The organism is Mesorhizobium sp. P160187 (genome assembly GCF_057766425.1).
The window spans coordinates 2398973-2425493 of sequence record NZ_JBYMDX010000003.1; the positions used below are offsets into that span (position 1 = coordinate 2398973).

Sequence of the window (26521 nt, forward strand, 5' to 3'; positions counted from 1 at the left end):
CCATGCACAAGCTTGAGCGTCTGTTGCGCCCAAAATCCATCGCGGTGTTCGGCGGGGCCCAGGCCGCCGCCGTCGTCGCCCAATCGATCAAGATGGGCTTTGTCGGCGAAATCTGGCCGGTGCATCCGAACAAGGACGAGGTCGCCGGCCGTAAGGCCTATCGCTCGGTCGCCGAATTGCCCGGGGCGCCCGACGCCGCCTTTGTCGGCGTAAACCGGCATCTCACCATCGAGGTGATCAAGGCGCTGGCCAAGCGTGGCGCCGGCGGCGCCGTCTGTTTTGCCGCGGGCTTTCTTGAGACCGAGGCCTATGACGATGACGGCGAGCGGCTGCAGGCCGAACTGGTGGCTGCCGCAGGCCAGATGCCGATCATCGGGCCGAACTGCTACGGCCTGATCAACTATGCCGATGGCGCGCTGCTATGGCCCGACCAGCATGGCGGCATCAGGCTGCCCGAAGGCGCCAAGGGCGTCGCCATCATCACTCAGTCCTCCAACATCGCCATCAACATGACGATGCAGAAGCGCGGCCTGCCGATCGCCTTCCTGATGACCGCCGGCAACCAGGCGCAGACCGGCCTCTCCGAAATGGCGCTCGGCCTGATCGAGGACGAGCGCGTCACCTCGCTCGGCCTGCACATCGAAGCCTTCGATTCGGTAGCCGGCTTCGAGAAGCTGGCGGCGCGGGCGCGCGAACTGAAGAAGCCGATCATCGCCATGAAGGTCGGTCGCTCCGAACAGGCGCGGCAGGCGACGGTCTCGCACACGGCATCGCTGGCTGGCTCGGACGCTGCCTCGGGCGCATTCCTGCGGCGGCTCGGCATTGCCCGCGTCGATTCCATCCCCGCCTTCATCGAGGCGCTGAAGCTGCTGCATGTCACCGGGCCGCTGCCCGGCTATCGTCTGTCGTCGATGAGCTGCTCAGGCGGCGAGGCCTCGGTGATGGCCGACAGCGCCGAAGGCCGCTGGGTTAACTTCCCGGAGCTCACCAGCAAGCACCGCGCCCATGTCAAATCGACGCTCGGGCCGCTGGTCGCGGTCGCCAACCCGTTGGACTATCACACCTTCATCTGGAACAACGAGCCGGCGATGACCGCAACCTTCACCGCCATGGTGTCGGGCGGCTTCGACCTCAACATGCTGGTGCTCGACTTTCCACGCCCCGACCGCTGCTCGGTCACCGACTGGTGGGCGACGCTGCGCGCCTTCGAATCGGCGCTGAAGACCAACAAGGCGCATGGTGCGATCGTCTCCTCGCTGCCGGAGAACCTGCCGGAGGAATACACCGCCGAACTGATGGCGCGCGGCATGGTGCCGTTGTTCGGCATTTCCGAGGCCATGGACGCCGCAGGCGCGGCAGCCTTCATCGGCTGGGCCTGGGCCGAGCCGCAGGCGCAGCCGATCGACACCACGGCTGCAGGTGCGGCCGGAGGCGACCATGTCACGCCTGATGAGGCCGAGGCCAAGGCGCGGCTGATCGAGGCCGGCTTGCCGGTGCCGAAGGCCGAACGCGCCGCCAATGCCGTCGAAGCGGTGATTTCGTCGATGGCGCTCGGCTTCCCGGTGGCGTTGAAGGCGCTTGGCGTCACCCACAAGTCGGAAGTCGGCGCTGTCAGGCTTAACCTCAAGGACGCCGAATCCGTCAGCACCGCGGCGCACGATCTCTTGCCGCTCGGCACCGGGCTCTATGTCGAGCGCATGGTGCGCGACGGCGTCGCCGAGCTGATTGTCGGCTTTACCCGCGACCCGATGTTCGGCGCCGTCATGACGCTGGGAACTGGCGGCTTGCTGGTCGAGCTGTTGCGCGACAGCGTGACCTTGATGCTGCCGGCAACGCGCGACGATATCGAGGCGGCGCTACGCGGCCTGAAACTGTTCCCTCTGCTTGAGGGCTATCGCGGCCGGCCGAAGGCCGATGTCGCCGCGGCCATCGACGCCATCGCAGGCATTGCCGGCTTCGTGCAGAAGAATGCCGGCGAGATCGAGGAACTCGACATCAACCCGCTGATCGTCTGCGCCGAAGGCAAGGGCGCCTGGATTGCCGACGCGCTGCTGGTGCTGGGAGAGAAGAAGAATGTCTGACGTCATTTCAACTCGCCGCGAAGGCACCATCCTCGAGGTCACGCTCGACCGGCCCAAGGCCAACGCCATCGACCTGAAAACGTCGCGGCTGATGGGCGAGACCTTCAAGGCGTTCCGCGACGATCCGGAACTGCGCGTCGCCATCGTCAAGACCGCCGGCGACAAGTTCTTCTGCGCCGGCTGGGATTTGAAGGCAGCAGCCGGTGGCGATGCGGTCGACGGCGACTATGGCGTCGGCGGCTTTGCCGGCCTGCAGGAGCTGCGCGACATGAACAAGCCGGTGATCGCCTGCGTCAACGGCATGGCGGTGGGCGGCGGCTTCGAATTGGCGCTGTCCTGCGACCTCATTTTCGCCTCCGACCATTCCTCCTTCGCCCTGCCCGAAATCCGCGCCGGCACGCTGGCTGATGCCGCGACGATCAAGCTGCCCAAGCGCATTCCCTACCATGTCGCCATGGACCTTCTGCTCACCGGCCGCTGGATGGATGTGGCGGAAGCGCATCGCTGGGGCCTGGTCAACGAAGTGCTGCCCAAGGACAAGCTCGAGGAGCGCGTCTGGGAGATCGCAAGGCTGCTCGCCAGCGGCCCGCCGCTGGTGTTCGCCGCGATCAAGGAGACGGCGCGGGTGGCGGAGGCGCTGACCTTCCAGGACGCGATGAACCGCGTGACGCGCCGGCAATTGGCGACGGTCGATGCGCTGTATGGCTCGGAGGACAATATGGAAGGGTTTCGCGCGTTCGCAGAAAAGCGCGACCCGGTGTGGAAGGGGAAGTAGCCTCTTTACCCTCCCCTCGATGGGGAGGGTCGGACCGAAGGTCCGGGGTGGGGTGATGCGCCACCACCCCCACCCGCCGCTTCGCGGCGACCTCCCCCATCAAGGGGGAGGTAAAGGAGCTGCATGACCGACTACAAAACCCTCATCGATGCCGAGACCTGGGCCTTCATCGAGCGGACCAATTCCTATTACCCGCCCGATACGATCGACTACACCATCGCCCAGCAGCGTGCGATTTATGACCGGATGTGCCGCGAGTTCTTTGCCGGCTATCCCAATGGTGTGACGGCGGAAACGACTTTCATTGCCAACCGATCACACGACATCCCGATCCGCATCTATCGCAGCGCTACCCCGAACACGGCGGCGATGGTGCTCTACATCCATGGCGGGGGTTTCATCCTCGGCGGCCTAGACAGCCATGACGATGTCTGCGCCGAGCTCTGCGCCCGCACCGGTTACGAGGTGGGTTCCATCGATTACCGGCTGGCGCCGGAGCATTTGCACCCGGCCGCTTTCGACGATGCTTTACGTGCCTTCGAATGGGCAGCCAAAACCTACGACCGCCCTATTCTGCTGTGCGGCGACAGCGCCGGCGGCAATCTCTGCGCGGCTGTTGCTCACGCAAGGCGTGGCCATGCCAAAAAGCCGATCGGCCAGGTGCTGATCTATCCGGGCCTCGGCGGCGACCGTTCGAAGGGCTCGTATGTCACGCACGCCGAAGCACCGATGTTGACCATGCGCGATCTCGAATTCTACAAGCACATCCGCACCGGCGGCGCTGACGGTACTGGTGACATCACCTTGTCGCCGCTCGCCGACACCGATTTCACCAAACTGCCGCCAACCGTGCTGATCACCGCGCAATGCGACCCGCTGTCGTCCGACGGCGAGGCCTACCGCGACCGCATCCTTACCGCAGGCGGACACGCCAGCTGGTCCGAGGAGCCGGGGCTGGTGCATGGCTATCTCCGGGCCAGGCACACGGTCGGCCGGGCCCGCGCCTCCTTCAGCCGCATTGTCGAGGCGGTTTCCGTGCTGGGCAAGGGCGACTGGATCTGGTGATCCGGCTCAACCGCGGACAAAGGCGATCAGCGCCTCGGCCATGCGATCGTTGAACTCCCGGCGAAAGCGGTTTTTCTTCAGCCATTCCGGATTTGAGCCGACGGTCTTGTTGGCATCGACGACAATACCTTTGCCGTCGACGATGAAATAGTCGATGGCGCCGAAATCCAGATTGAGCCTTTGCCGCACCGCCAGCACCTCCGGCGGGACGGCGCCGCCCACCTCATTGCTCAGGATTTTTGAGCCGGCGCACAACACATCGTCGTAGACCTGCCGCATGTTGACCTCGGCACCGAGCAGGAACATGTAGCGGTGCTTGACGATGGGCAGGTCGAGCGTATCGAAAGCGAACTTTTCCACCATCAGGCGATTGTTGCGCCATACATCCCGCGGAACCTCGCCGATCGTCTGGTAGACCTTATAGGGCGGGCAAAGGCGGTCCTTGTAGCCGGGTTCGAAGAGCTTGCGGATGGCATGCGCGCTCCTGGTCAGGCCGTTGCGATGCTGCCACCAGCGCTGCTCTGGTCGGCCGCTGGAGTTGAGGACCGTCTTGACGACAACCGGCCCCTCGTGGCTGTCGCCTGCCTCCAGCTTCAGTGTCGAATAAAGGTGCCGGTGGATGGACAGCGCGCGGCCATTGATGGTGCGGTCGTAGAGGTGGCCGAGCCCGCGGTACGTTGGCGGCACGACTGTCAGGTCGACATGCAGAAAGGCCACCGGCGCCCGATCTCGGCCGGCTGGCCGGTCGAGCAGGCGCACTTTCAATCCAGCCTGTTCCAGGTAAGGCAGCAACTGCGCGATGCTATAGCTCCGCACCAGTCGGAAATTGCGCAGGCTCTCTACATAGACATCGAGATCGGCGGCAGACACCGAACGCTATTCCTTGATATCGACGCCCGAGAAATCATGGTGATCAAAGGGGTCCATGACATAGCCCGTCACCTGTTCGCGCATCGGCATCGAGACCACGGAGTGGGCGATAGCGACCCACGGCATCTGCTCCCTGAAGATCGTTTGCGCCTGCGAATAGAGTTTTGCGCGGGCAGCGGGATCGACGATCCCGGCTGCCTGCTTGAGCAGATCGTCGAAGGCCGGAAAACACCAGTTGGCACGATTGGTGGTGCCGACGCCGGCACAGCCAAGCGGCACCGACAGGAAGTTGTCGGGGTCGCCATTGTCGCCGGTGAAGCCGAACAGCATGGCGCCGTCGCGGTCGCGTGACTTCGAGCGCGCAAGGTATTCTGTCCACTCATACGTCACGACTTCCACGTTGACACCGATCTTTGCCAGGTCGGACTGGATCATTTCGGCCATACGCTGCGCATTCGGGTTGTAGGGACGCTGCACCGGCATCGCCCAGATCTTCATGTGCAGGTCTTTTACGCCGGCATCGGCGAGCCCCTGCCTGGCGGCAGCGGGGTCGAAGACATGATCGGGGCTCGTCTTGTCATAGGCCCAGGAGGTCGGCGGCAGCGGATTGCGTGCGACTTCACCGGTGCCGCGGAACACGACGTCGACCAGCGCCTGGGTGTCGATGGCCATGGCGATCGCCTTCCTCACCCTTGGATCGTCGAAGGGCTTCTGCAAGGTGTTGAAGGCGAGGTATCCCGTATTGAGGCCCTCCTGCCGCATGACCTTGATGCCGGGTGTCGCCTTGATCGCCTCCAGGTCGGCCGGATTTGGATAGGGCATGAGATCGCATTCGCCGGCGCGCAGCTTTTCCATGCGAATGCTGGCATCGGTGGCAATGGCGAAGACGAGATCGTCGATCGTCGGCTTGCCGCGCCAGTAGTCCGGATTGGCCTTGTAGCGGATGACTGCATCCTGCTGGTAGTCGACAAGCTGGAATGGACCCGTCCCGACCGGCTTCAGCGCCAGGTCGAGAAGCCGCTTCTCGGCGACGAGCTTGTCGGCATATTCCTTGGAAACGAGCGAAGCGAAATCCATCGCCAGGTCGGCAAGCATCGGCGAATGCGGCGCCTTCAGCGTCATCACCACAGTATGGTCGTCAAGCTTGCGCCAACCGGCGACAAGATCCGGCATGCCGATGCCGTCGAAGTAAATGTACTGGCGTTTGGCGTAATTGTTGAACGGGTTCTGCGCGTTGGCCTGCCGGTCGAAGGTAAACAGCACATCATCGGCGTTGAAGTCGCGGCTCGGCGTAAAACCCTCGACGCTGTGGAACTTCACGCCGTGCCGCAGGTGGAATGTGTAGGTGAGGCCGTCGTCGGAAATCTCCCAGCTTTCGGCAAGGCCGGGGCGCACCTTGGTGGTGCCGGGATCGAACTCGACCATGCGGTTGTAGAGAGCGGTGGCCGAGGCGTCGCGGGATCCGGAGGCGAGTGCGGGATCGAACGTATCGGGGCTAACCTCGGTGCAGTAGACCAAGGTCTTGGCTACGGATTGATGGACCGGCAACGCACATGGAAAAAGCGCCGCCAGCAAGAGAACGAAGTGCCTGCGTGTCATGATCCCCCCAGGGTTGGGAAGACGCTAGCAGAAGCCGGCACTGACGGTAAGTAAGCCGGCCGGTCTTTCGCGCGCCAAGACTGTTTTCCACCTTGAGTTGACACAAGGAATTGGCCGCGCCTATGTGAAATGGCGGACAGACCCGGCCGCCGTTTTGCATGAACCTTTCCGCTTCAGCCTGCGACTGACGACCAGGCGCCGCATGGTGCGGGCCGGAAAGGATGCCCCCATGACCAGGACCCCAGAGGCTCCACGGTCTCCGGGACTGACGCAAGCTCAGCGCGACCACCGCCTTCGGGATGGAGTCGATGCGCTGGGCTTTCGGCTGATTCCGTTGACCCTGCGCAGGAGCAGGCGTATCGTGAAGATGAGGAAAGCAGACAATTCGATCAGGGACGAACGTGCCGGAACGCCGCGCCTTGCCCTGTTTCGCGCGGCCGCACCGGATGTTCCTCCCGAAAACTTCGGGGGGAGTTTTATGTCCTGCGATCGCGGCGCGTCCATGTCGTCTCCAAGCGGCGGTTTGCGCCGTTCGCTCCATCTGGGCGGCGGTTTGCTTGCCCTGGCGCTGAACGCCGCGCTCTGGTTGGGCACAGCCGCCCAAGCGCAGGAAACCCGGATCATCTATCCCGGCTCGATGGCGGTCACCGGATTTTCCGGCACCGTCATTCCCAATTTCGACTCTGCCGATTCCGAAAGGGGGGGGCTGCCGCCCGGCGTCGACCCGGTCGACGAAACCTTCATCGACACGACGCGCGCCACCTTGCGCGTCTTCGACGTTTCGGCGCTCGGCGGACCGGCTTCCGGCCAGCTCGTCTACACGCCGCCGCCTTTCGAGGTGACGGCCGAACAGATCGGCCAGGTATTCGCCATCACCTATGATGACGGTATGCGCGACGGCGTTCCCTCGGGCGTCCCCAATCTCTATGCCGGCGCGACCTCGCTGCACGGCATCCGTATCGTCACCCCGGACGAAGATGCCGACGGTCGGCCCGAGCGACAGCGCCGCGGCACCGCAGGCGCCGTCTTCATGGACGGCCAGTTCGGCACCGAAAGCGGTGGCGGTCCGGGCACGATCTGGAAGATCGACGGCATCACCGGCGCGGTCTCCAAATTCGCCGACATTGACACCAACAGCGGTTCCGGCATCGGCGACATCAGCTTCGACAGCAATCACCGCGAGTTCTTCGCCAGCGATCTCGACACCGGCCTCATCCACCGCCTCGACGCCAACGGCACGCTGATCGACACATTCGATCACGGCGTTGCCGGGCGGCCGGCGCATGGGCTGGCTCCCGTCGCCGATGACGGTGCGGTGATGGACATACAGGGTGCTGCCTTCGACTCGGAAGACCCCGACACATGGGGCTACACGCAGGACGAACGCCGCGTCTGGTCCGTCGCCTATCATGGCGGCCGGCTCTATTATTCGGTCGGCGAAAAGGCCGAGATCTGGTCGGTTGGCATTGCCCGCGATGGCAGCTTTGCCGGTGATCCGCGCTGGGAGCTGACGGTCAAGGCCGACAAGGACTACGCCGTCACCGACATCGCCTTCGACAACCAGGGCTTCATGTATCTGGCGCAGCGCGGCCCGGTCGAGAATCGCTACGATTACAGCCAGTTCGCCGATTCCGGCAAGGGCGAGGTCATCCGCTACTGGCGCGAAAACCCGGACGATCCGGCGACGGAATCGGTCTGGGTGGAAGAGCCGCAGGAATATGCAGTCGGCTTCCCGCAAGGCAACCGGCAGTCGGCCGGTGGGCTCGACCTGCAATATGGCTATGACGCCGACGGCAATCTCGACACCGGCGTGTGCACCGACACGCTGGTCAACACCGGCGACAAGCTGCGCGACAACCCGACACTTGCCGACCAGCTCGCCGCCGGCGGGCCGCTTGCCGTGCACGGCGTGCAGATCACGCCGACGCCGTTGGTCAAGCCGGCCAACGTGCCGCCTTTCGGCTCGTGGTTCGTCGACTTCGACGGCTATTTCGAAGACCCAGAAGTGGAAGGCCATGTCGGCGACGTCGAGGTCTGGCACCCCTGCGAAGGCCGGGCCGGCTATTATGAAGAGATCCCCGGCGGTTATCTGCCGCCGTTCTATCCGCCGGACTTCCCACCGCCCGGCGATCTGCCTCCGTGCATCGATGTCGAGGATGTTCAGTTCTACTGCACGCCTCGCGGCCTCCAGGCCGACCTCTATCTCCATGACCATGCCGGCTTTGGCGGCGATTCGATCAAGGTCCAGCCTTCCAGTGAGACAAAGTCCAGGACACCAGGCGTCGGGGTGACATCACCCCAGTCGCATGCTCCCGGCAAGCCTTACACGGTCGACATCACCGGCCATTCTCCGGGCGACAGAGTCGATGTTGGACTTTGCTTCTACAGGCAGTCCGACAAGGACAAGGGTGGCTACTACCCTTGCTGCAAGATGACTTTGCCGCTCAGAACCCCAGCCGTCAGCTGCGAACGTTGAGGAGGGGAAGATGAAAAATCTCGCACTTTCCCCGACCGCGAACAGCAGTCAATCCACCGGCAAGCAGCCAACCGTCATGGAGACCATCATGAAACCCCCGTCATATGCCAGGCGCGGCGCGCGCTGGCTGATGGCGGCCGGTATCGCGGTCGCCATGTTCACCCCTGTGGCAAGCCACGCCGAAGATGCAGTCCCGATCACTCCGGAACTGCGGCTCGACCTCGACAATTCAAAAATCGTCAATCCGAGGCCGGAACGGATCGTGCCGTTCTTCACCAAAACAGGCACACAGAGGAGCTGCGACTACGTCGTCTACTCCCTGAGCTTTGGCCTGCGCGGCGACTCGCAAGGCTTTGCCGACCCAAGCTTTTCGGCCAGGCTGAAGAAACTCCAACTCGACTTCAAGGATCAGCTTCCGCACGGTCTTGCGATCGTCAACGTCAACGTGTCCGGCGACGGCACGGATGCGTCTGGCGGACCGCTGCCGGGTGCGACAATCAGCACCTCGGCTAATCCGAACGATACGGCAACGGTTTCCGATTTCCGGATTTCCACCACCGATCTCGACGGCGCTGGGGCTGGCAATGAACGCGTCATCAATTTCAAGATCACCGCCAAGATCGACCATGCGGCGTTTCCTTCGCCGACCATCGTCGACAACCAGGGCATGATCAAGGTGACGCCGGGCGTCGGCACGGGGGCCATCATCCCGTCGCAGGATCCGGGCAAGCCCGACGACGGCGACTACAAGACCGGGGCCAAGACCTCGATCAAGATCGACCTCACCAACTGTGACAAGCGGCCTCCGCCTCCCGACCGGGAATGTTTCAAGGTGGAGCGCGGCACGGTCGATTGCGTGCAAGGCGGCGGCGCGTTCATCTACCACATGCCTGTCGGCCCGGAGATGGGCGGAAAATGGGTGCAGGTATCGACGACGACCCCAGGCATCACCATCATCCCCGACACGCAATTGGTGCCGGCGGGCGGCGGTGTGCTGAACTGGAAGATCGTCGGTGCATCGCCCGGCGACGTCATCCACCTCATCGTCACCGGCATCGAGACCTATGCCGGCCCGAAGGAGGGTTGGGGACTATGCTGCACGCAGACCATCGACATCGTCATCCCGCGTGACTTGAGATGTCCCCCCAAGGACAAGGAACCGGACCTCAAGGTCGAGAAACGCGCCGACGTGACGCGTTGCACAATGGGGGGCGGCTGCGACTTCACCATCAAGGTCACCAATGTCGGCGACGGGCCGTATCACGGCAAGATCGTGCTCGACGAGGTGACGCTGCCGGCCGGCTCGACTCTGGATTCAGGGCCCAATCCGCCCTGGGTATGCATGCCCGGCGTGACCCCGATGACGTGCACCTATCCGGTGACCACGCTCAATCCGGGGGCCTCCATCAACCTCAAGCTCGGCTTCAAGCCGGCGGGTGGTTGGCAAGGCAGCGCGCTGCGCAACTGCGCCACCTATAATTACGGCGCCAGCGGCAAGCCGCTGTTCGGCAGCCAGCAGAACGATCGCGGCTGTGCCTCGATCCCGATCTGCCGGCGTGGCGACCGCGACCGCGATTGCCGGCCCCCGGTCGACAAGAAGGTCGACCTGATCCTGAAGAAGCGTGCCCGCATCCCGGTCTGCACACCCGACGGCATCTGCTACTTCGTGATCGACATCATCAACAATGGCAGCGTCCCCTATAATGGGCCGCTGACGGTTATCGACAATTACCCGGGCGGCGCGCCGGCCTCTTCGACCTTCGGCCCGTCTCCGCCCTGGACATGCGGACCGAACGGTCCCGGCCAGTTCCGCTGCGACAATGCAGGCATCGTGCTGATGCCGGGCGCCTCGACGCCGATCGTCGTCAGGGCGGTCATGCCGGCCGGCTACCAGTCGGATTCGGTCGAGAACTGCGCGGCGCTGAAGCCCGTCCCCGGTGAGGTCGACCTCACCAACAACAAGGCCTGCGCCAAGGAACGCTTCCGTCATCCCAATGGCGGCAAGCCGACCCTACGCATCACCAAGGTCTGCAATGGCTCGCTCGCCGGTGCGGCGGTGGTTTCCTGCCGCATCACCGTCATCAGCCTTGGCACCTCTGCCCCCACCGGTCCGGTGCGGGTCAACGATGCTGCCACGCTGATATCGGGTGGCGCGCCGGTCCAGATCCAGACCGTCACACCCGACGGTGCGGAATGGGCCTGCGGAGCGGTTCCGGCCAATGCGCTGTCATGCCAGATACCCGGCGCCGCGATGACGCCCGGAACCTCCAGGCACTTCGACGTGACGGTCTTGGCCAATGGCGCGTTCGAGAACTGCGCACGCGGCTCATACGGCCCGGCCCCTGGAGACGACGTCGTCTACCCGATCGGCCAGGCCTGCGCCAAGGGCGGCGGCACGTCCACCATCAGCGTCAAGAAGACCGGCGATGCCGAGTGCCAGCCGGGGCAACCCTGCTCGTTCGAGATCACCATCACCAATGATGGCCAGACCGCCTTCTCCGGTCCGGTCCGCATCGGCGATGCGATCGGGGTGGACGGGCTGGGGCGGCTGCAAGGCGTCGCGATCACCTCGATCGAACCGCCCTTCGGCTGCTCGCCCGAACCGACGACCTTGCCGTTGACCTGCATTGCCAACCTGACGCTCGGCGCCGGGGAAAGCCATGTGCACAAGGTCACCGTGGTCCTTCCCGACGCTCCCTTGGTCAATCTGCGGGGCAACGTCAGCGGCCAGAACTGCGTCGGCGTCTTGTCTCCCGACACCAGGGTGCAAGGCGGCGGCGACGTACTGCCCGGCGACCTGACCAACGTCCAGGGCGATCGCGGCAAGGCCTATGCCTGCCATCCGTTCACCATCAAGCGCGAGGTGAAGAAGGAATGCTCGCCAGGCTTCGTCATGAACGATGCCGGCCGGTGCGTGTGTCCGGAAGGCACGACGTTCCGCAACGGCCAGTGCTCGCCCGACGGCGGCGTCATCATCCAGCCGAAGGATCCGAGGCCCTGCGTGCTGCTCAAGGGCCAGATCCGCACCGAGGATGGACGCTGTGTCTGCCCGCGCGGAACCGAGCTTGAGAACGGCGCTTGCGTCAAGACCGACAAGCCTGGCTGCACCATCCCCGGTTCGGTCCCGACGTCGGACGGCAATGGCTGCTACTGCCCGGAAGGTACGCATCTCGACCGACAGGCAAATGCCTGCGTGCGCGACAAGCAGAAGCCCGAGCAGTGCGGCATACGCGGCCAGGTTCATGACGCCGATGGCGATTGTGTCTGCCCGCGTGGGACAGAGGTGCGCAATGGAGCCTGCCGGCCGATCCGGCCAAAGCCTGAACAATGCTCGATCCGTGGTCAGATCCAAAACGCCAATGGCGATTGCGTCTGCCCGGACGGCACAGAAGTCAGGGGCAAGGTCTGCCGGCCGATCCGGCCGAAGCCCGAGCAGTGCTCGATCCGCGGCCAGGTCCACGACGCCAACGGCAATTGTGTCTGCCCGCGGGGTACCGAGGTGCAAGGCAATGCCTGCCGGCAGAAGAAGCCTGTGCTGGAACAGTGCGACATACGCGGCCAGGTGCACAACAAGCGCGGCGAGTGTGTTTGCCCGCGCGGCACCCAGGTGATCGACGGCGCATGCCGTAAGCCGAGGCCGCAGGTGGGAGACTGCGCCCCGGGCTCGCAGATGGTCGGCGGCCAGTGCGTGCCGATCATCAGGCGGCGCTGCCCCGAAGGCACCGTTGGTCGGTTCCCGAACTGCAGAGCCATCCGGCAGCAGCCGTCGCTCGATCCGACCCTGTTGCTCAATCCAGGTGTCCTTCAGCAGTTCATACCGAAGCGCACGCCGCAGACGCAGGTACAGCCGCAAAGGGATCCGGCGGCCAACTTCAAGCCATAGGATCTGGATACGAGTCAAAATTCAGAGCCCCGTCGGAGCGATCCGGCGGGGTTTTCCTTGGGCGCGCTGCGGCGATCGGGCGGCCAGGTATTCGCCGAACCCGCTGCCGGGCGCAGCAAATACCGACTTTCCCTTTTCGGGATCATGGTCTAGAGCAGTTCATCGTTTCGTGGAAACGCCGAACCGCTCTATCTCTTTGTTTTCACGCAATTCCGGACGGAAAGCCGTTCCCACTTTTCCTGGAATTGCTCTAGCAGTCGTCAAGGCCGCGCCCGCAAACAGGGCGCCCAAAGGGGCCGCATCATGAGCAGGAAGACCCTGATCGCGCCATCGGTGCTGGCGTCGGATTTCTCGAAGCTCGGCGACGAGGTCGAGGCGGTGACGGCGGCCGGCGCCGACTGGATCCATCTCGACGTGATGGACGGGCATTTCGTGCCCAACATCACCTTCGGCCCGCCGGTGATCAAGGCCATCCGCAACCGCACCAAGGCCTTTTTCGACTGCCATTTGATGATTGCGCCGGCCGATCCTTATCTGGCCGCCTTTGCCGATGCCGGCTGCGACGGCATGACCGTGCATGCCGAGGCCGGACCGCATCTCGACCGCTCGCTTCAGACCATCAAGGGTCTCGGCAAGAAGGCCGGCGTATCGCTCAATCCGGCGACGCCGGAAAGTGCGATCGAATATGTGCTCGACCGGCTTGACCTGATCCTGATCATGACCGTCAATCCGGGCTTTGGCGGCCAGGCCTTCATCCCGGCCATGGTCGACAAGGTCAAGCGGGTGAAAGCGCTGATCGGCAACCGGCCGATTCGCATCGAGATCGACGGCGGCGTGTCGCCGGAAACCGCCCCCCTGGTCACATCAGCCGGCGCCGATGTGCTGGTGGCAGGCGCCGCCATCTTCAAGGGCGGCAGCGTCGAAGCCTACCGGGCCAATATAGAAGCCATCCGAACCGCGGCCGACCGGGCTGCCGGCTGACATCAGTTCCAGGGCAAGTTCCCGGCTGGTCGGTTCTCCTCGGCCTGATCTCCCTGCCTGATCCTTCGATCTCCCAAAAAGCCGTCAACGGGTGGCAGCCGCAAGGGCATCGCGGCAAGCGACAGGATCGCGGCATCCGGCACTAGTTTTGGCCCATAAATCTAGTGGATAACTGCCGAAGGGATCTGCATGCGGGGAGAGGTCAATCCGGCGGCATGACGCGCGTTAAGAAAAAATTATCCGTATTCGGGATCTCGAAGCTGTTTCTCGAGGGCACCTGCCATGCTGGCAGACAAACTTTCTTCAGAAGAACAAGTTTTTCACGATTTTAGTTACTTCCGGCGGATAAGATGCGGTCAACCTTCCTCTTTAAGTCGAATATCGTGATCTTTCGCTTGAGGGGCGGATGCCTTAGGAGTTACAGTAAATTTACAGGGGAAATCGTTTGCTTCGCGAACGGGCTAGCGGAGCATGGGAGAGCTACAGGAGTCGTATTGACCTACGGATCTGCCGATGTGAGCGAAGGCGCGGGACCCAAGAGCACACTCGCTAGTACGGTCTATCAACAGCTTCGCGACGATCTCCTGCGCGGCGTGTTTGAAAGTGAAAGCAAGCTTCGTGTCGAATGGGTGGTTTCCCGTTACGGCGCCGGCGCCTCACCGGTTCGCGAGGCCCTCAACCGACTTGCTTCGGAAGGCCTGCTCGGCCGCCACGACCAGCGCGGTTTCTTCATCATGCCGGTCAGTGCCCCGGAACTCGAGGAATTGACGCGCACCCGCTGCTGGCTGGAAGAGCGGGCGCTGCGTGAATCCATTGCCAACCGCACCGGCGAATGGGAAGAGCAGCTCGTGCTGGCCTTGCATCGCCTGGCGCGTGCCCCGCGCCGCTTGCCGGAGGATCCGTCCTCGAACAATCCGGAATGGGAAAAGCTGCACCGCGCCTTCCATCGGGCACTGATCGCAGGCTGCCGCTCGCATTGGCTGACCGGCTTTTGCGACCAGCTTTCGGATCAGGCCTCCCGTTACCGGCTGATCTCCCAGGACGGCAGCGAGCGCGACGAAATCAGTGAACATCGGCTGATTGCGGAGCGCACGGTGGATGGCGATGCCGATGGCGCCGTTGAAGCCCTCCTCAGCCACTACCGTCTGACGGCAGCCATGTGCATGGAGCGCTTCAACGACAGCGGCGATCCACGCGTGAGCGCCACCAAGGCGCTGCGCAGCCGCAGATAGAAGCGCTTCCGGTCCGCTATCCAAAATCCGCCCGCTATCCAAAATCGCCCGTTATCCAAGTCCGCTTGCCTTCATCTGATCGGCGGCAAACCCGATTTCACGTTTTTGCCGGACGGAGGCGAAATCGTTTCCTTTGTTCCAAGGCCATCCGGCTCTAAATCAAAGGGATAGAGCATGATGTCCTCCGAAAAACCGCTTCACACTTTTCGGCATCATCTCTAGGGAATGCGCATGACCAATCACCTGTTCGACGCGTTCCGCGGCCGGATTTCAGCCTCCGAGCGCATCCTGATGGCGACCGATGACGGACGCGCGATCGCCTATGGCGACATGTTGGCGCAATCGGCACAGCTGGCACATGCGCTGAGGCATTTTGGCGTCGAGCCGGGCGACCGCGTTGCCGTGCAGGTCGAAAAAAGCCCCGAATGCATTTTCCTCTACCTCGCCTGCCTGCGCGCCGGCGCGGTCTTCCTGCCGCTCAACACCGCCTACACGCTGGCCGAACTCGGCTATTTCTTTGGTGATGCCGAGCCGCGGCTGGTCGTCTGCGACCCGGCCCGCGCCGGCGCTATCGCGCCGTTGGCGCAGGCGTCGGGTGCTGCCACCGTCACGCTTGGCAGCAATGGTGAGGGCTCGCTGACCGCACTGGCGGCACAACAGCCCACGGATTTCGACGCCGTGGCGCGCGGGCCGGACGATCTGGCCGCAATCCTTTACACATCCGGCACCACCGGACGCTCCAAGGGCGCCATGCTCAGCCATGAAAACCTGGCCTCCAATGCGCGCGTGCTGGTCGAGCAATGGCGTTTCACCGGGGATGACGTGCTGATCCACGCGTTGCCGATCTTCCATACGCACGGCTTGTTCGTCGCCACCAACGTCACCCTGATGGCCGGCGCCTCGATGCTGTTCGAGCGGAAATTCGACGCCGGCCGCATCGTCTCGCTCTTGCCCCGCGCGACAGTGATGATGGGGGTGCCGACCTTCTATACCAGGCTCCTGCAGCAGGACGGGCTGGATGCCCAGGCGGCGAAGAACATCCGCCTGTTCGTTTCCGGCTCGGCGCCGCTGCTCGCCGAAACGCACAAGGCCTGGCGCGAGCGCACCGGCCACGCCATTCTCGAGCGCTACGGCATGACCGAGACCAACATGAACACGTCGAACCCCTATGAGGGCGAGCGTCGGGCCGGCACGGTCGGCTTCCCGCTGCCCGGCGTTTCGCTGCGCATCGCCGACCCTGACAGCGGCGATGCGCTTGGCCAGGGTGAAGTCGGCATGATCGAGGTCAAAGGTCCGAATGTCTTTTCCGGCTATTGGCGCATGCCGGAAAAAACCAAGGCGGAGTTTCGCAAGGACGGCTTCTTCATCACCGGCGACCTCGGCATCATCGACGCGGACGGCTACGTCCACATCGTCGGCCGCGGCAAGGATCTCATTATCTCCGGCGGCTACAACATCTATCCCAAGGAGATCGAGAGCGAGATCGACGCCGTTGCCGGCGTCTTGGAAAGTGCCGTCATCGGAATTGCCCATCCCGATTTCGGCGAAGGCGTCACCGCTGTCGTGGTGCGGGCGCCGGCATCGCGGATCACCGGGGCCGAGATCGTTGGCGCCATTGCCGGCCAGCTGGCCAAATACAAGCACCCGAAGCAGGTGATCTTCTCGATGAGCTGCCGCGCAACACGATGGGCAAGGTGCAGAAGAACCTGCTGCGCGAGACCTACAAGGGTCTCTACGGCTAATCCATAGCCGGCTAATGTCTTTGCCCAAGCGCTTCGCCTGGACATCTCTGTTCGCGGTTCGGCAGTGGCGCCTTTTACCTGCGCGGCTTTTTCACCCGAGTGCTGGAACCCCACAAAGCGCGGTTCAGCAGGCTGCGTTTGCGCTTGCGCGGGATGAGGTCGACGTCGCTGACGAGCTTGGCGCCGCCCTCCCGCCGCTCCAGGGTGATCTTGCGGCTGTGGAAGGCTTCGAGCTCCGCACGATGCGCCACGCTGATGATGGTGACGTCAGGCAGTTCGCGGATCACCGTCAACATCATCGTGTCCTGGCTCTTCTCGTCGAGCGCCGAAGTCGCTTCATCCAGCACCACGATATCGGGGCGATGCAGCAGCAGGCGCGCGAAGGCGAGGCGTTGCTTTTCGCCGCCCGACAGCGTCTGGTCCCATGGCGCCTCTTCCTTGATCCTGCCGGTGAGATAGCCAAGCCCCACCTTGTCGAGGGCAGCCTTGATTTGCTTGATGGTCCACTTGTCCGCCGCCGCGGGATAGGCGACCGCGCGGCGAAGCGTTCCGGAAGGGATGTAGGGGCGTTGCGGCAGCATGAACAGGCGCCTGTCGGTGTGGAAATTGACGCTGCCGCCGCCCCATGGCCACAGGCCCGCGACGGCCCGCACCAGCGTCGACTTGCCTGAACCGGATTCGCCTGAAACCAGCACCCGCTCGCCCGGCTCGATCACGACCTCGGTTTCCTTGACCACGGAGGTGCCGTCGTCGAGTGTCACGGAAAGATTGTCGAGGCTGAGGATGGCGCCGTCTTCCGCTTCGCCCCGGTTGATGCGTCCGAGCGCATCGCTCTGCTCGGCGCGCTCGAGCCCGTCGAGCGACATCATCAGCGAGGCAATGCGCCGCGCGGAGGCGTTCCAGTCGGCGAGGCGCGGATAGTTGTCGACCAGCCAGCCGAACGCGCCTTGCACGATGCCAAAGGCAGACGCCGCCTGCATCACCTCGCCAAGCGTCATCGAGCCTTCGAGGAATTTTGGCGCGCACAAAAGGATCGGCACGACCGGCGCAAACAGGCTCGATCCCTGCGACACCGCCGCCGTGCGCATGTGCTGTCCGGTCAGCAGAGCCCATTGCCTCAGCACGTGGCCGAAATTTCTGTCGATGCCGCTGCGCTCCTCGTCCTCGCCTCCCAGCAAGGCGATGCTCTCGCCGTTTTCGCGCACGCGCGTCAGCGTGTAGCGCAGTTCGGCCTCCGCCTGGTTCTTCCGCTCGGAGAGCTGGACGAAATCGCGGCCGATGACCACCATCGAGGTCGAGGTGATGGCGGCATAGATGATCGCGGTGATGACCAGAAAGCCGGGAATGGTGATGCTCTCGCCGCCGATCGGCAGGGTGAGCGCGCCGCCGATGGTCCACAGCACGACGATAAAGGTCGAGGCCGACAGGAACGCGTTGAGGACGCCGGCGGTGAAATCGACCGGCGACTCGGTGGCGATGCGCAGGTCCTCGGTCATGCGGGCCTCGGGGTTCTGGTGGTCGCCGCCCACGAGGTTCAGCTGGTAGTAGCGGCCGTTTGCCAGCCAGCGCGCGACCACCCCGGTGGTCAGCCAGGAACGCCAGCGGCGCTGGATCGTCATGCGCAGGTAGACCTGCGCGACGACAAGGCTGCCGCTGCAGATCACCAGCGGCACGAATACGGCGCTGAGGAGATAGACCGTGCGGGCGTTGCGCTGCTCGAGGGCATCGAACATCGAGCGGTTCCAGACATTGATGCCATACTGGAAACCGATGTTGATGCAGATCAGCAGCAGCACTCCGATCGTCAAAGGCCAGGCGAGCTTGTCGCCATGCCTCCCCCAATAGCCGCGCCCGCTGATCCAGAAACGCCGCAGCAGATATTTCTTGCGCGCCTGCTCGGCCTGCTCAGGCGTCAGCTTGGGATCGGGTTCGACGGCATCCGGCGGCGGCGCAGCCTCGCCAACGGGCTCGGAGGCGGCTTCCACTGTCGATGCTTTTTTCTCGCGCGGCGTGTCCTCGCGCGGTCCATCTCCGCGCGTTTGCCGTGACGGCTTTTCCCGGCGCGACTTCGTGGCATCGCGCGCTCCGACACCGTCGGTCGGTTCCGATTTGGGTTTTGCCTCGGACATATGCCCCGACAACGACCTCCATATCAAAAGGTTTCATGGTATGCGCCTGCCCGACGTTTCAGGAAACGTCCGTCATTGCGGATATAAAAGCCCAACGACATGCTCTGCCATGGCGAGGCTGGCGGTAAGGCCAGGGCTCTCGATGCCGAACAGATTGACGATCTGACCGCCCCCGTGGTCAGCCGGTCCCTGGATGACGAAGTCGGCGGGCGGCTGGCCCGGACCGGACAGTTTCGGCCTGACGCCGGCATAGGCCGGTTGCAGGGCGCCGTCCGCCAGGCCGGACCAGTAGCGCCTGATTTCGTCGTAGAAGGCAGCGCCTCGTGCGGGATCGACGGTATAGTCGACGCGATCGATCCATTCGACATCCGGGCCAAAGCGCGCGCTCCCCGACATGTCGAGGGTCAGATGCACGCCGAGGCCGCCATGGACCGGCACCGGATAGATCAGCCGCGAAAAGGGCGAGCGGCCGGAAAGCGCGAAATAATTGCCGCGCGCCAGCCACAGCGGCGGAACACGGTCTTGCGGGAGGCCTTCGATGCGGCCGGCGAGCGCCTGCGCGTCGAGGCCGGCGGCGTTGATGAAGGCGCCGGTCTTCAAGGTGAAACCCTCGCCATCGGCGTCGCGCGTGTCGATCCGGATGCCGTCCGCTTCGATGCTCGCGCCTGAGACAACGGTGAGCAAGGCGAAAGATGCGCCGGCCGCTTCCGCGTCTCCACGCAATGACAGCATCAGCGCCTGGCTGTCGACGATGCCGGTTGACGGCGACAGCAGCGCGCCGGCGCAGCTCAGCGCCGGTTCCAGGCTTTCGGCCTCTGCGCGCGTCAAAAGCTTGAGGTCACCGACTCCGCATTGCGCCGCGTTGATCTGGATCGCCTGCAGTTTGTCCAACTGGTCGGGTTCGACGGCAACGATCAGTTTGCCGGTGCGATGATGGGCGACGTCGTGCTCGCGGCAATAGGCATAGAGACGCTCGCGGCCGTTGACGCAGAGACGGGCCTTCAGGCTGCCCGGCGTATAATGAAGCCCGGCATGGATGACTTCCGAATTGCGCGAACTGGTGCCCGTGCCGATGGCTGCGGCCTTCTCGACCACCAGCACCTCGCGGCCCGACAGCGCCAGCGCGCGGGCAATGGCGAGGCCGACAACACCGGCGCCAGCGACAACGCAGTCGACATCATGCATAAGTGGACTTTAGCGCGAACTTCCCGCGCCTGCAAAAACCTTGTCGCCGCCAATCCACGCACCGGTGACGTCGAGGGCGTCCGACAGAGCGACGATATCGGCAGCCGTGCCATTGGCGAAGCGGCCGATCCGGTGGGCCTGGCGGACCGCCTGCGCCGGATAGAGCGAGGCCATGCGCAACGCTTCCGACAGGTCCAGCCCGACGATCCGGTGGACGTAGCGAACCGCCGAGATCATATCGAGATCGGCGCCGGCCAGCGTGCCGTCGGCCAGCCGCAGACTGCCATCCTTGCGATAGATGATGCGGCCGTTGAGGGTGAACGATGTCATGTCGGTGCCGATCGTCGCCATGGCGTCGGTGACCAGCACGATCCTGCCCGGCCCCTGCTTGGCGCGCAGCGCGATTGCCATGGTGGCGGGATCGACATGGATGCCGTCGGCGATGATCCCGGCCGACAGACTGCCTATGTCGATGGCCGCACCCGCCAGCCCCGGCTCACGGTTGCCGATCTGGCTCATGGCGTTGAACAGATGTGTGACCACGCTGGCGCCGGCATCGGCAAAGGCTCTGGCCGTGGCGTAGCCGGTGTCGGAATGGCCGAGGCTGACAATCACACCGGCCTTGGCCAAGGCCGCAACGCGGGCAGGCTCGACGGATTCAGGCGCTATCGTCGTCAGCAGCACCGGCAGGTTTTTGCGTGCCGCGACCAGCGCCGCTTCATCCGCATCCGTCATCGGCCGGATCAGCGCCGGTTCATGCGCGCCCTTGCGGGCGACGGAGAGATGCGGCCCTTCGAGATGCAAGCCGAGAAATCCCGGCAGTTTTTGCCGTGCCGCCCCGGTGCCGGCGGCAATGGCCGCGGCGGTGATGTCAGGCGTATCTGTGATCAGCGTCGGCAGCAGTGCGGTCGTGCCGAACGGCGCATGCGCCCGGCAGATTGTTGCCAGCGAGGCGACATCGGGATGGTCGTTGAGCATGACGCCGCCGCCGCCATTGACCTGCAGGTCGACAAAACCCGGCACCAGCATGCCGCCCCCGGCGTCGATGCGGGCAACGCCCGACGGAATGGCGCCGACGGGATGAATGCCTTCGACCACATCGCCGTGCACGACAAGGGCGGCGTTGTCATGCCAGTCGTCGCCATCGAAAATTCGGGCGCCAGTCAGGGCAAAACGGTCGCTCATACGGTTTCCGTCACCTTGCGCAGATTGCGCGGTACATCCGGATCGAGGCCGCGATGGCGGGCGAAGGCTTCGACGAAGCCGTAGAAGGAGACGATCAGCGTCAGCGGGTCAGTCAAGGGATGACCGGTGGCGACATGCGGCAGCCGCGCCGCGCTCTTGGCTTTGTCCGAGGTTACAAAAACGGCTGCACCCTTGCCGGCAAGGTTGTCGGCAGCCTCTGCCACGGACGGCTCGGAGGCATCGCGGGCGGCGAGCGCCAGCACCGGGAAGCCTGGCCCGACCAGGGCCAGCGGGCCGTGCATGACTTCGGCGGCGCTATAGGCCTCTGCATGCATGCCGCAGGTCTCCTTGAATTTCAGCGCCGCCTCGTTGGCCATCGCCGCCGACGGGCCACGGCCTAGGATGAACAGCGATTGCGGCGTCTCCAATGCGCCGGCCAGCGCCATCCAGTCGCAGGCGATCGCCTTGCTGAAATGCTCGGGCAGGCGGGCAAGGGCGGCCAGCAGTCTGTCGTCGCCGGTGCAATGCGCCATCAGCGCCAGGCCGGCGACCGCCGAATTGACGAATGTCTTGGTCGCCGCGACGCTGCGCTCGGGGCCGGCCAGAATGTCGATGGCAAAATCCGAAGCCCGCGCCAGCGGCGAATCGGCGGTGTTGGTGATGGCGACGGTGAGCGCACCGCCGGCTCGTGCCGTCTCGGCCAGGGCGACGATATCAGGGCTTTTGCCGGATTGCGAGATGGCGAGGCAAGCCGAACCGGCGAGCTTGAGCTTGGCGCCGTAGATCGAGGCGACCGATGGACCGACCGAAGCGACGGCCAGGCCGGCGGTCAGTTCGACGGCATATTTCATGAAGGTGGCGGCATGGTCGGACGAACCGCGCGCGACGGTAACGACGAAGCTCGGATCGCGCTCGCGAATGCCGCGTCCGGCCTCGGTCAGCACCGCCGCCGAGCCATCGAGCAGACGCGCGACGGCTTGCGGAATTTCGTCGATCTCGCGCCGCATATGGGTGGTCTTGGGGATCATGGTCGGCCCTCTTCGCTCGGCCCTGTCAGGCGCAGTTCGGCGACGAAATCATAGGCGTCGCCGCGGTAGATGGAGCGGGTGAACTCGATCACCTTGCCGCTCGCGAGATAGGAAATGCGTTCGATGTGCAGGCCGGCAATGCCGGATGGCACTTCGAGCAGACGCGCATCGGCGTCGCCGAGATTGGCGGCCGATATGCGCTGCACCGCCCGCACCGGCCGGTTACCGGTCAGTTGCAGCGCCGCATAGAGTGACGAGCCTATCCCGGCCGGATCCGGCAGCACGCTGGCCGACAACGAGGCGCGCTCGATGGCCAGCGGCGTGTCGTTTGCGATGCGCAGGCGCGCCACGCGCGCCACCAGCTCGTTCGAGGACAGGCCGAGCACCATCATCTCGTCGGGCGAGGGCGGGTAGAGGTCGCGGTCGAGCCAGGCTGAACGCACCGCCATGCCGCGCCTTGCCATGTCCTCGGTGAATGAAGTGAGCCTGGACAGCGACTGCTCGACGCGCTCCATGCGCGGCGCCACGAAGGTGCCGGAGCCGTGGCGCTGCACGAGGATGCCGCCCTTGACCAGGTCCTGCACCGCCTTGCGGACGGTGACGCGCGAAATGTCGGCCTTGGTGGCGATGTCGCGCTCGGAAGGCAGCGCATCGCCCGGCCCGATCAGGCCGCGATTGACGGCGTCCTCGATGCTTTTCCTGAGCTGCAGGTAGAGCGGGGCGCCGCTCTGCGACGACTGCCTCAGCGTGGCGAAGATCTGGTCGGCGGCATCGCTCATCGCGTCGCCTCCGCTTTGACGAAGATGCGGGCCGCCATCTGCACGGCGCCGCCCAGCGCATCGTCGAGCGGCGCTTTCAGCAGCGCCTGGTAGCGCTGAGAAAGGCGCGGCCCATAGAGCGGCGCCAGCCCGCCGAGCAGGCAGAGCGGGGCGTCATCAGAGAGGTCGAGCGCGTGGAGCGACGCCTCGACATCGGCAACCGACTTGTCCACGATCCAGTTGGCGACGCTGTCGCCCTTCTCGGCATGCTCGAAAACCTTGGGCGCGAAGCCGCCGAAATCGCCGGGCTTGGCATTGGTGGTGAACTCGACCACGTCTTCGGGATTGTTGCGGAAAATGGCCATCATGCTGTCGGTCAGGGCTGAGCGCGGCCGGACGCCGTCATGGGCGAGCAGCGTCTGCTCCAGCAGGTCGCGGCCGATCCGGGCGCCGCTGCCTTGATCACCGACCTGAAAGCCCCAGCCGCCGATGGCGCGCGACGTGCCGCCCTTGCGCGCCATATAGGCGGTGCCGGTGCCGAGGATGGCCATGGCGCCGTCACCAGAGCCGACTGCCCCTTCGAGCGCGATCTCGGCGTCCGTCTCGACGCGGCTGATGCTGAACGGGAGGATTGCTTCAAGCTGCTGGCGGTAGGTGCCGACATTGGCGCCGGCAAGGCCGAGAATGGCTGGTGTCTGCGGGATCAGGTCCGGATCTTGCCCGGCGGCGATGAAGGCCTGACGAGCAGCCTCGACGATGTGGGTGCGAGCGCCGGTGAGATCGGTGCGGATGTTGGCGGCGCCGCTTTTGGCACGGCCAACGACAACGCCATCGCCTGTCGCAAGGGCTGCCCTGCAGCTGGTGCCGCCGCCGTCGATACCGAGCACGAATTTCACGCGATGTCTCCTCCGGGCGGATAATACCAATAAAATACCAATAGCCAAGGGATTAATTTCCGTTTCAAAAAGATTAAGGCGTATCAGGTTGAAAAATCCGGGAATTTTGCCGGCTCAACGCTTTCCAGTTCGCAATTTCGTTAATGCGTGTGGACAAGTGGTATTTTTTTGGTATTGTTCTTCCATCGGAGGGACAGGGATGGCCGAACCGCGCACCGAAGCGCTTCACAGCAATGCCGAGGGACTGGACATCCAGGCCCCGGACGCCATCCTTTCTTCTTTGGTCAATGCGCAGATCGAGGCCGCCAAGGCTGTGCGCGACGCCATTCCCGCCATCGCCGCCGCAGCCGAAATCATCGCCGGGCGGCTGAACGGCGGCGGCAAGCTCGCCTATGCTGCGGCCGGCAGCTCCGGCCTGATGGCGCTGGCCGACGCGCTGGAGTTGCCCGGCACCTTCGGCATCAAGCGCGAACGCATCGCCATCCTCATCGCCGGTGGCGACGACGCTTTCAAGACCCTGGCCGGCGGACCGGAAGACGACACCGACGAAGCCTCGACGGCAATTGCCGGCGCCGGCATCGGCAAGGGCGACTGCCTGATCGCGATTTCGGCCAGCGGCTCGACGCCCTATGCGGTGCAGGCGCTGAAGGATGCGCGCAGCCGGGGCGCGGCAACCATCGCCATTGCCAACAACAAGGACACGCCCCTGCTCAGGCTGGCCGACGTCGCCATCCTGCTCGAGACGCCACCGGAGGTGATTGCCGGCTCGACGCGCATGGGCGCCGGCACTGCCCAGAAGATCGCGCTCAACATGCTGTCGACGCTTACCGCCATTCATCTCGGCCATGTCCATGACGGCTACATGGTCAATCTCACCGCCGACAACATCAAGCTGCGCGACCGCGCGGCTCGCATCGTCGCCGCTATCAGCGGCCGCGACCGGCAAGACGCCGTGCGGCTGCTCGAAGCGAGCGGCGGCGTCGTCAAGACAGCCATTCTGCTCGCCGCCGGCGCTGCCAACGCCGTTGCGGCCGAGAAGATACTGGAAGGGACCGGCCAGAAGCTGCGGCCAGCCCTTTCCGCGATCGAGGGGAACAAGGGCGCGAAGGCCCCTGTTCTCAAAACCGAACCTGAAAAAGGTCAACAGGGAGACTAGCATGACAACGAAATTACTGACGGCACTGCTTCTCGGCACCAGCATTCTCGGCACCGCCGGGTTGGCTCACGCCGATGACGTAACGCTCAATATCGAAAGCTGGCGCGGCGACGACCTTGCCATCTGGAAGGACAAGCTGATCCCGGCTTTTGAGGCCAAGAACCCGGGCATCAAAGTGGTGTTCGCACCGTCGGCGCCGACCGAGTATGACGCCGCACTCGGCGCCAAGCTCGCCGCCGGCTCGGCTGGCGACCTGATCACCTGCCGCCCGTTCGACAAGTCGCTCGAACTGTTCAAGAAGGGCAACCTTGCCGACCTGTCGGCGCTGCCCGGCATGGAAAACTTTTCGCCCGTTGCCAAGGCCGCCTGGCAGACCGACGACGGCAAGGCGAGCTTCTGCGTGCCGATGGCCTCGGTCATTCACGGCTTCATCTACAACAAGGACGCCTTCGACAAGCTCGGCCTCAAGGTGCCGACGACGCGTGACGAGTTCTTCGCCGCGCTCGACAAGATCAAGGCCGACGGCACCTACATCCCGATGGCCATGGGCACCAAGGATCTCTGGGAAGCCGCGACCATGGGCTATCAGAACATCGGTCCGAACTACTGGAAGGGCGAAGAGGGCCGCGCAGCGCTGATCAAGGGCGACCAGAAGCTGACCGACAAGGACTGGGTTGCTCCCTATGAGGAACTGGCCAGGTGGAAGCCTTATCTCGGCGACGGCTTCGAGGCCCAGACCTATCCGGACAGCCAGAACCTGTTCACGCTTGGCCGCGCCGCCATCTACCCGGCGGGATCGTGGGAGATCGGCCTGTTCAACACCCAGGCGCAGTTCAAGATGGGCGCCTTCCCGCCGCCGGTCGAGAAGGCCGGCGACACCTGCTACATCTCCGACCATACCGATATCGGCATGGGCCTGAATGCGGCGTCGAAGAATGCCGACGCGGCCAAGACCTTCCTGTCCTGGGTCGCCTCGCCGGACTTCGCCACCATCTACGCCAACGCTTTGCCGGGCTTCTTCAGCCTGAATTCCACCCCGGTGAAGATGGAAGACCCGCTGGCGCAGGAATTCGTCTCCTGGCGCGACAAGTGCAAGTCGACGATCCGCTCGACCTACCAGATCCTGTCGCGCGGCACGCCGAACCTCGAGAACGAAACCTGGGTTGAATCGGCCAACGTTATCAACGGCACCGACACGCCGGAAGCTGCCGCCAAGAAGCTGCAGGACGGCCTCGACAGCTGGTACAAGCCGGGCAAGTAAGCTCAGAGACAGACAGGGCCCCAAGTGGACGGCCCTGCGTTTTTCGATAGCATCATCGACTGCGAACGACGGCGCCGCCCCTCATCCGCCTGCCGGCACCTTCTCCCCGTATAGTGACGGGGAGAAGGATCAGCCGAAACGCAGGCGCCCCCTCTCCCCGTCCTTCACGGGGAGAGGGTAAGGGTGAGGGGGCAGCGCTGCCGTCGAAGGCATTGCTAA

At 64.3% G+C, this 26521-nt stretch carries 17 protein-coding genes and 1 pseudogene; 10 read left to right on the top strand and 8 right to left on the bottom strand.

Features of this window, described 5'->3' with window-relative positions:
• The first annotated feature begins 2 nt into the window (after positions 1–2).
• The 3 genes from AC3CCE_RS15095 (at position 3) to AC3CCE_RS15105 (ending at position 3921) form a co-directional block, all read left to right on the top strand.
• Positions 3–2081 (top strand): acetate--CoA ligase family protein, encoded by a 2079-nt coding sequence (locus AC3CCE_RS15095; RefSeq protein ID WP_352511100.1) that lies wholly within the window; start codon positions 3–5, stop codon positions 2079–2081.
• Positions 2074–2856, top strand: coding sequence for a carnitinyl-CoA dehydratase (locus AC3CCE_RS15100; RefSeq protein WP_023819477.1), 783 nt, complete (start codon positions 2074–2076; stop codon positions 2854–2856). Before AC3CCE_RS15095 ends, AC3CCE_RS15100 begins: the two co-directional genes overlap by 8 nt.
• 123 nt (positions 2857–2979) lie before the next feature.
• Entirely contained in the window at positions 2980–3921 is a 942-nt protein-coding gene (locus tag AC3CCE_RS15105) for an alpha/beta hydrolase (RefSeq protein ID WP_023689944.1), read from the top strand.
• 6 nt (positions 3922–3927) lie between these two features.
• Here AC3CCE_RS15105 and AC3CCE_RS15110 read toward each other — a convergent pair whose 3' ends face one another.
• Entirely contained in the window at positions 3928–4791 is an 864-nt protein-coding gene (locus AC3CCE_RS15110) for a hypothetical protein (RefSeq protein ID WP_352511098.1), read from the bottom strand.
• Between the two features lie 6 nt (positions 4792–4797).
• A complete protein-coding gene (locus tag AC3CCE_RS15115; protein WP_352511097.1) occupies positions 4798–6390 on the bottom strand; it encodes an ABC transporter substrate-binding protein in 1593 nt (530 codons plus the stop codon).
• Between the two features lie 202 nt (positions 6391–6592).
• On the opposite strand from AC3CCE_RS15115, the gene AC3CCE_RS15120 reads away from it, so the two are divergent.
• From AC3CCE_RS15120 to AC3CCE_RS15140, 5 genes and pseudogenes are all read left to right on the top strand, one after another.
• Positions 6593–8866, top strand: a complete 2274-nt coding sequence (locus AC3CCE_RS15120) for a hypothetical protein (protein WP_352624129.1) — start codon at positions 6593–6595, stop codon at positions 8864–8866.
• A 10-nt stretch (positions 8867–8876) separates the two neighbouring features.
• Positions 8877–12749: a DUF7929 domain-containing protein gene (locus tag AC3CCE_RS15125; RefSeq protein WP_352624086.1), complete on the top strand. Its 3873-nt coding sequence runs from the start codon at positions 8877–8879 to the stop codon at positions 12747–12749.
• A gap of 303 nt (positions 12750–13052) precedes the next feature.
• Positions 13053–13730 (top strand): ribulose-phosphate 3-epimerase, encoded by a 678-nt coding sequence (gene rpe, locus AC3CCE_RS15130; protein WP_023668852.1) that lies wholly within the window; start codon positions 13053–13055, stop codon positions 13728–13730.
• Positions 13731–14224: 494 nt separating this feature from the next.
• Positions 14225–14962 (top strand): GntR family transcriptional regulator, encoded by a 738-nt coding sequence (locus AC3CCE_RS15135; RefSeq protein ID WP_023668851.1) that lies wholly within the window; start codon positions 14225–14227, stop codon positions 14960–14962.
• A gap of 231 nt (positions 14963–15193) precedes the next feature.
• A pseudogene (locus AC3CCE_RS15140) lies at positions 15194–16704 on the top strand (malonate--CoA ligase).
• 74 nt (positions 16705–16778) lie between these two features.
• Here AC3CCE_RS15140 and AC3CCE_RS15145 read toward each other — a convergent pair.
• The 6 genes from AC3CCE_RS15145 to AC3CCE_RS15170 all read right to left on the bottom strand — a co-directional run bounded on the left by AC3CCE_RS15145 (position 16779) and on the right by AC3CCE_RS15170 (position 23885).
• The gene (locus AC3CCE_RS15145) at positions 16779–18833 is read right to left on the bottom strand and encodes an ABC transporter ATP-binding protein/permease (RefSeq protein WP_027049251.1); all 2055 of its coding nucleotides are present in this window, start codon (positions 18831–18833) and stop codon (positions 16779–16781) included.
• Between the two features lie 72 nt (positions 18834–18905).
• Positions 18906–20018, bottom strand: a complete 1113-nt coding sequence (locus AC3CCE_RS15150; protein WP_352624083.1) for an NAD(P)/FAD-dependent oxidoreductase — start codon at positions 20016–20018, stop codon at positions 18906–18908.
• A gap of 9 nt (positions 20019–20027) precedes the next feature.
• On the bottom strand, positions 20028–21203 hold the full coding sequence (gene nagA / locus AC3CCE_RS15155; protein ID WP_352500288.1) for an N-acetylglucosamine-6-phosphate deacetylase: 1176 nt from the start codon (positions 21201–21203) through the stop codon (positions 20028–20030).
• The gene (locus AC3CCE_RS15160; protein WP_352624081.1) at positions 21200–22231 is read right to left on the bottom strand and encodes an SIS domain-containing protein; all 1032 of its coding nucleotides are present in this window, start codon (positions 22229–22231) and stop codon (positions 21200–21202) included. The genes nagA and AC3CCE_RS15160 overlap by 4 nt, the downstream gene beginning before the upstream one ends.
• The gene (locus AC3CCE_RS15165) at positions 22228–23010 is read right to left on the bottom strand and encodes a GntR family transcriptional regulator (protein ID WP_023668847.1); all 783 of its coding nucleotides are present in this window, start codon (positions 23008–23010) and stop codon (positions 22228–22230) included. Before AC3CCE_RS15165 ends, AC3CCE_RS15160 begins: the two co-directional genes overlap by 4 nt.
• Positions 23007–23885, bottom strand: a complete 879-nt coding sequence (locus AC3CCE_RS15170; protein WP_023703600.1) for a glucosamine kinase nucleotide-binding domain-containing protein — start codon at positions 23883–23885, stop codon at positions 23007–23009. The genes AC3CCE_RS15165 and AC3CCE_RS15170 overlap by 4 nt, the downstream gene beginning before the upstream one ends.
• A gap of 199 nt (positions 23886–24084) precedes the next feature.
• Between AC3CCE_RS15170 and AC3CCE_RS15175 the strand changes: the two genes are divergently transcribed.
• Together AC3CCE_RS15175 and AC3CCE_RS15180 are read left to right on the top strand one after the other, a co-directional pair.
• Positions 24085–25041, top strand: coding sequence for an N-acetylmuramic acid 6-phosphate etherase (locus tag AC3CCE_RS15175; protein WP_023696935.1), 957 nt, complete (start codon positions 24085–24087; stop codon positions 25039–25041).
• 1 nt (position 25042) lies between these two features.
• Positions 25043–26302, top strand: coding sequence for an ABC transporter substrate-binding protein (locus AC3CCE_RS15180; protein ID WP_023689958.1), 1260 nt, complete (start codon positions 25043–25045; stop codon positions 26300–26302).
• Positions 26303–26521 lie beyond the last annotated feature (219 nt).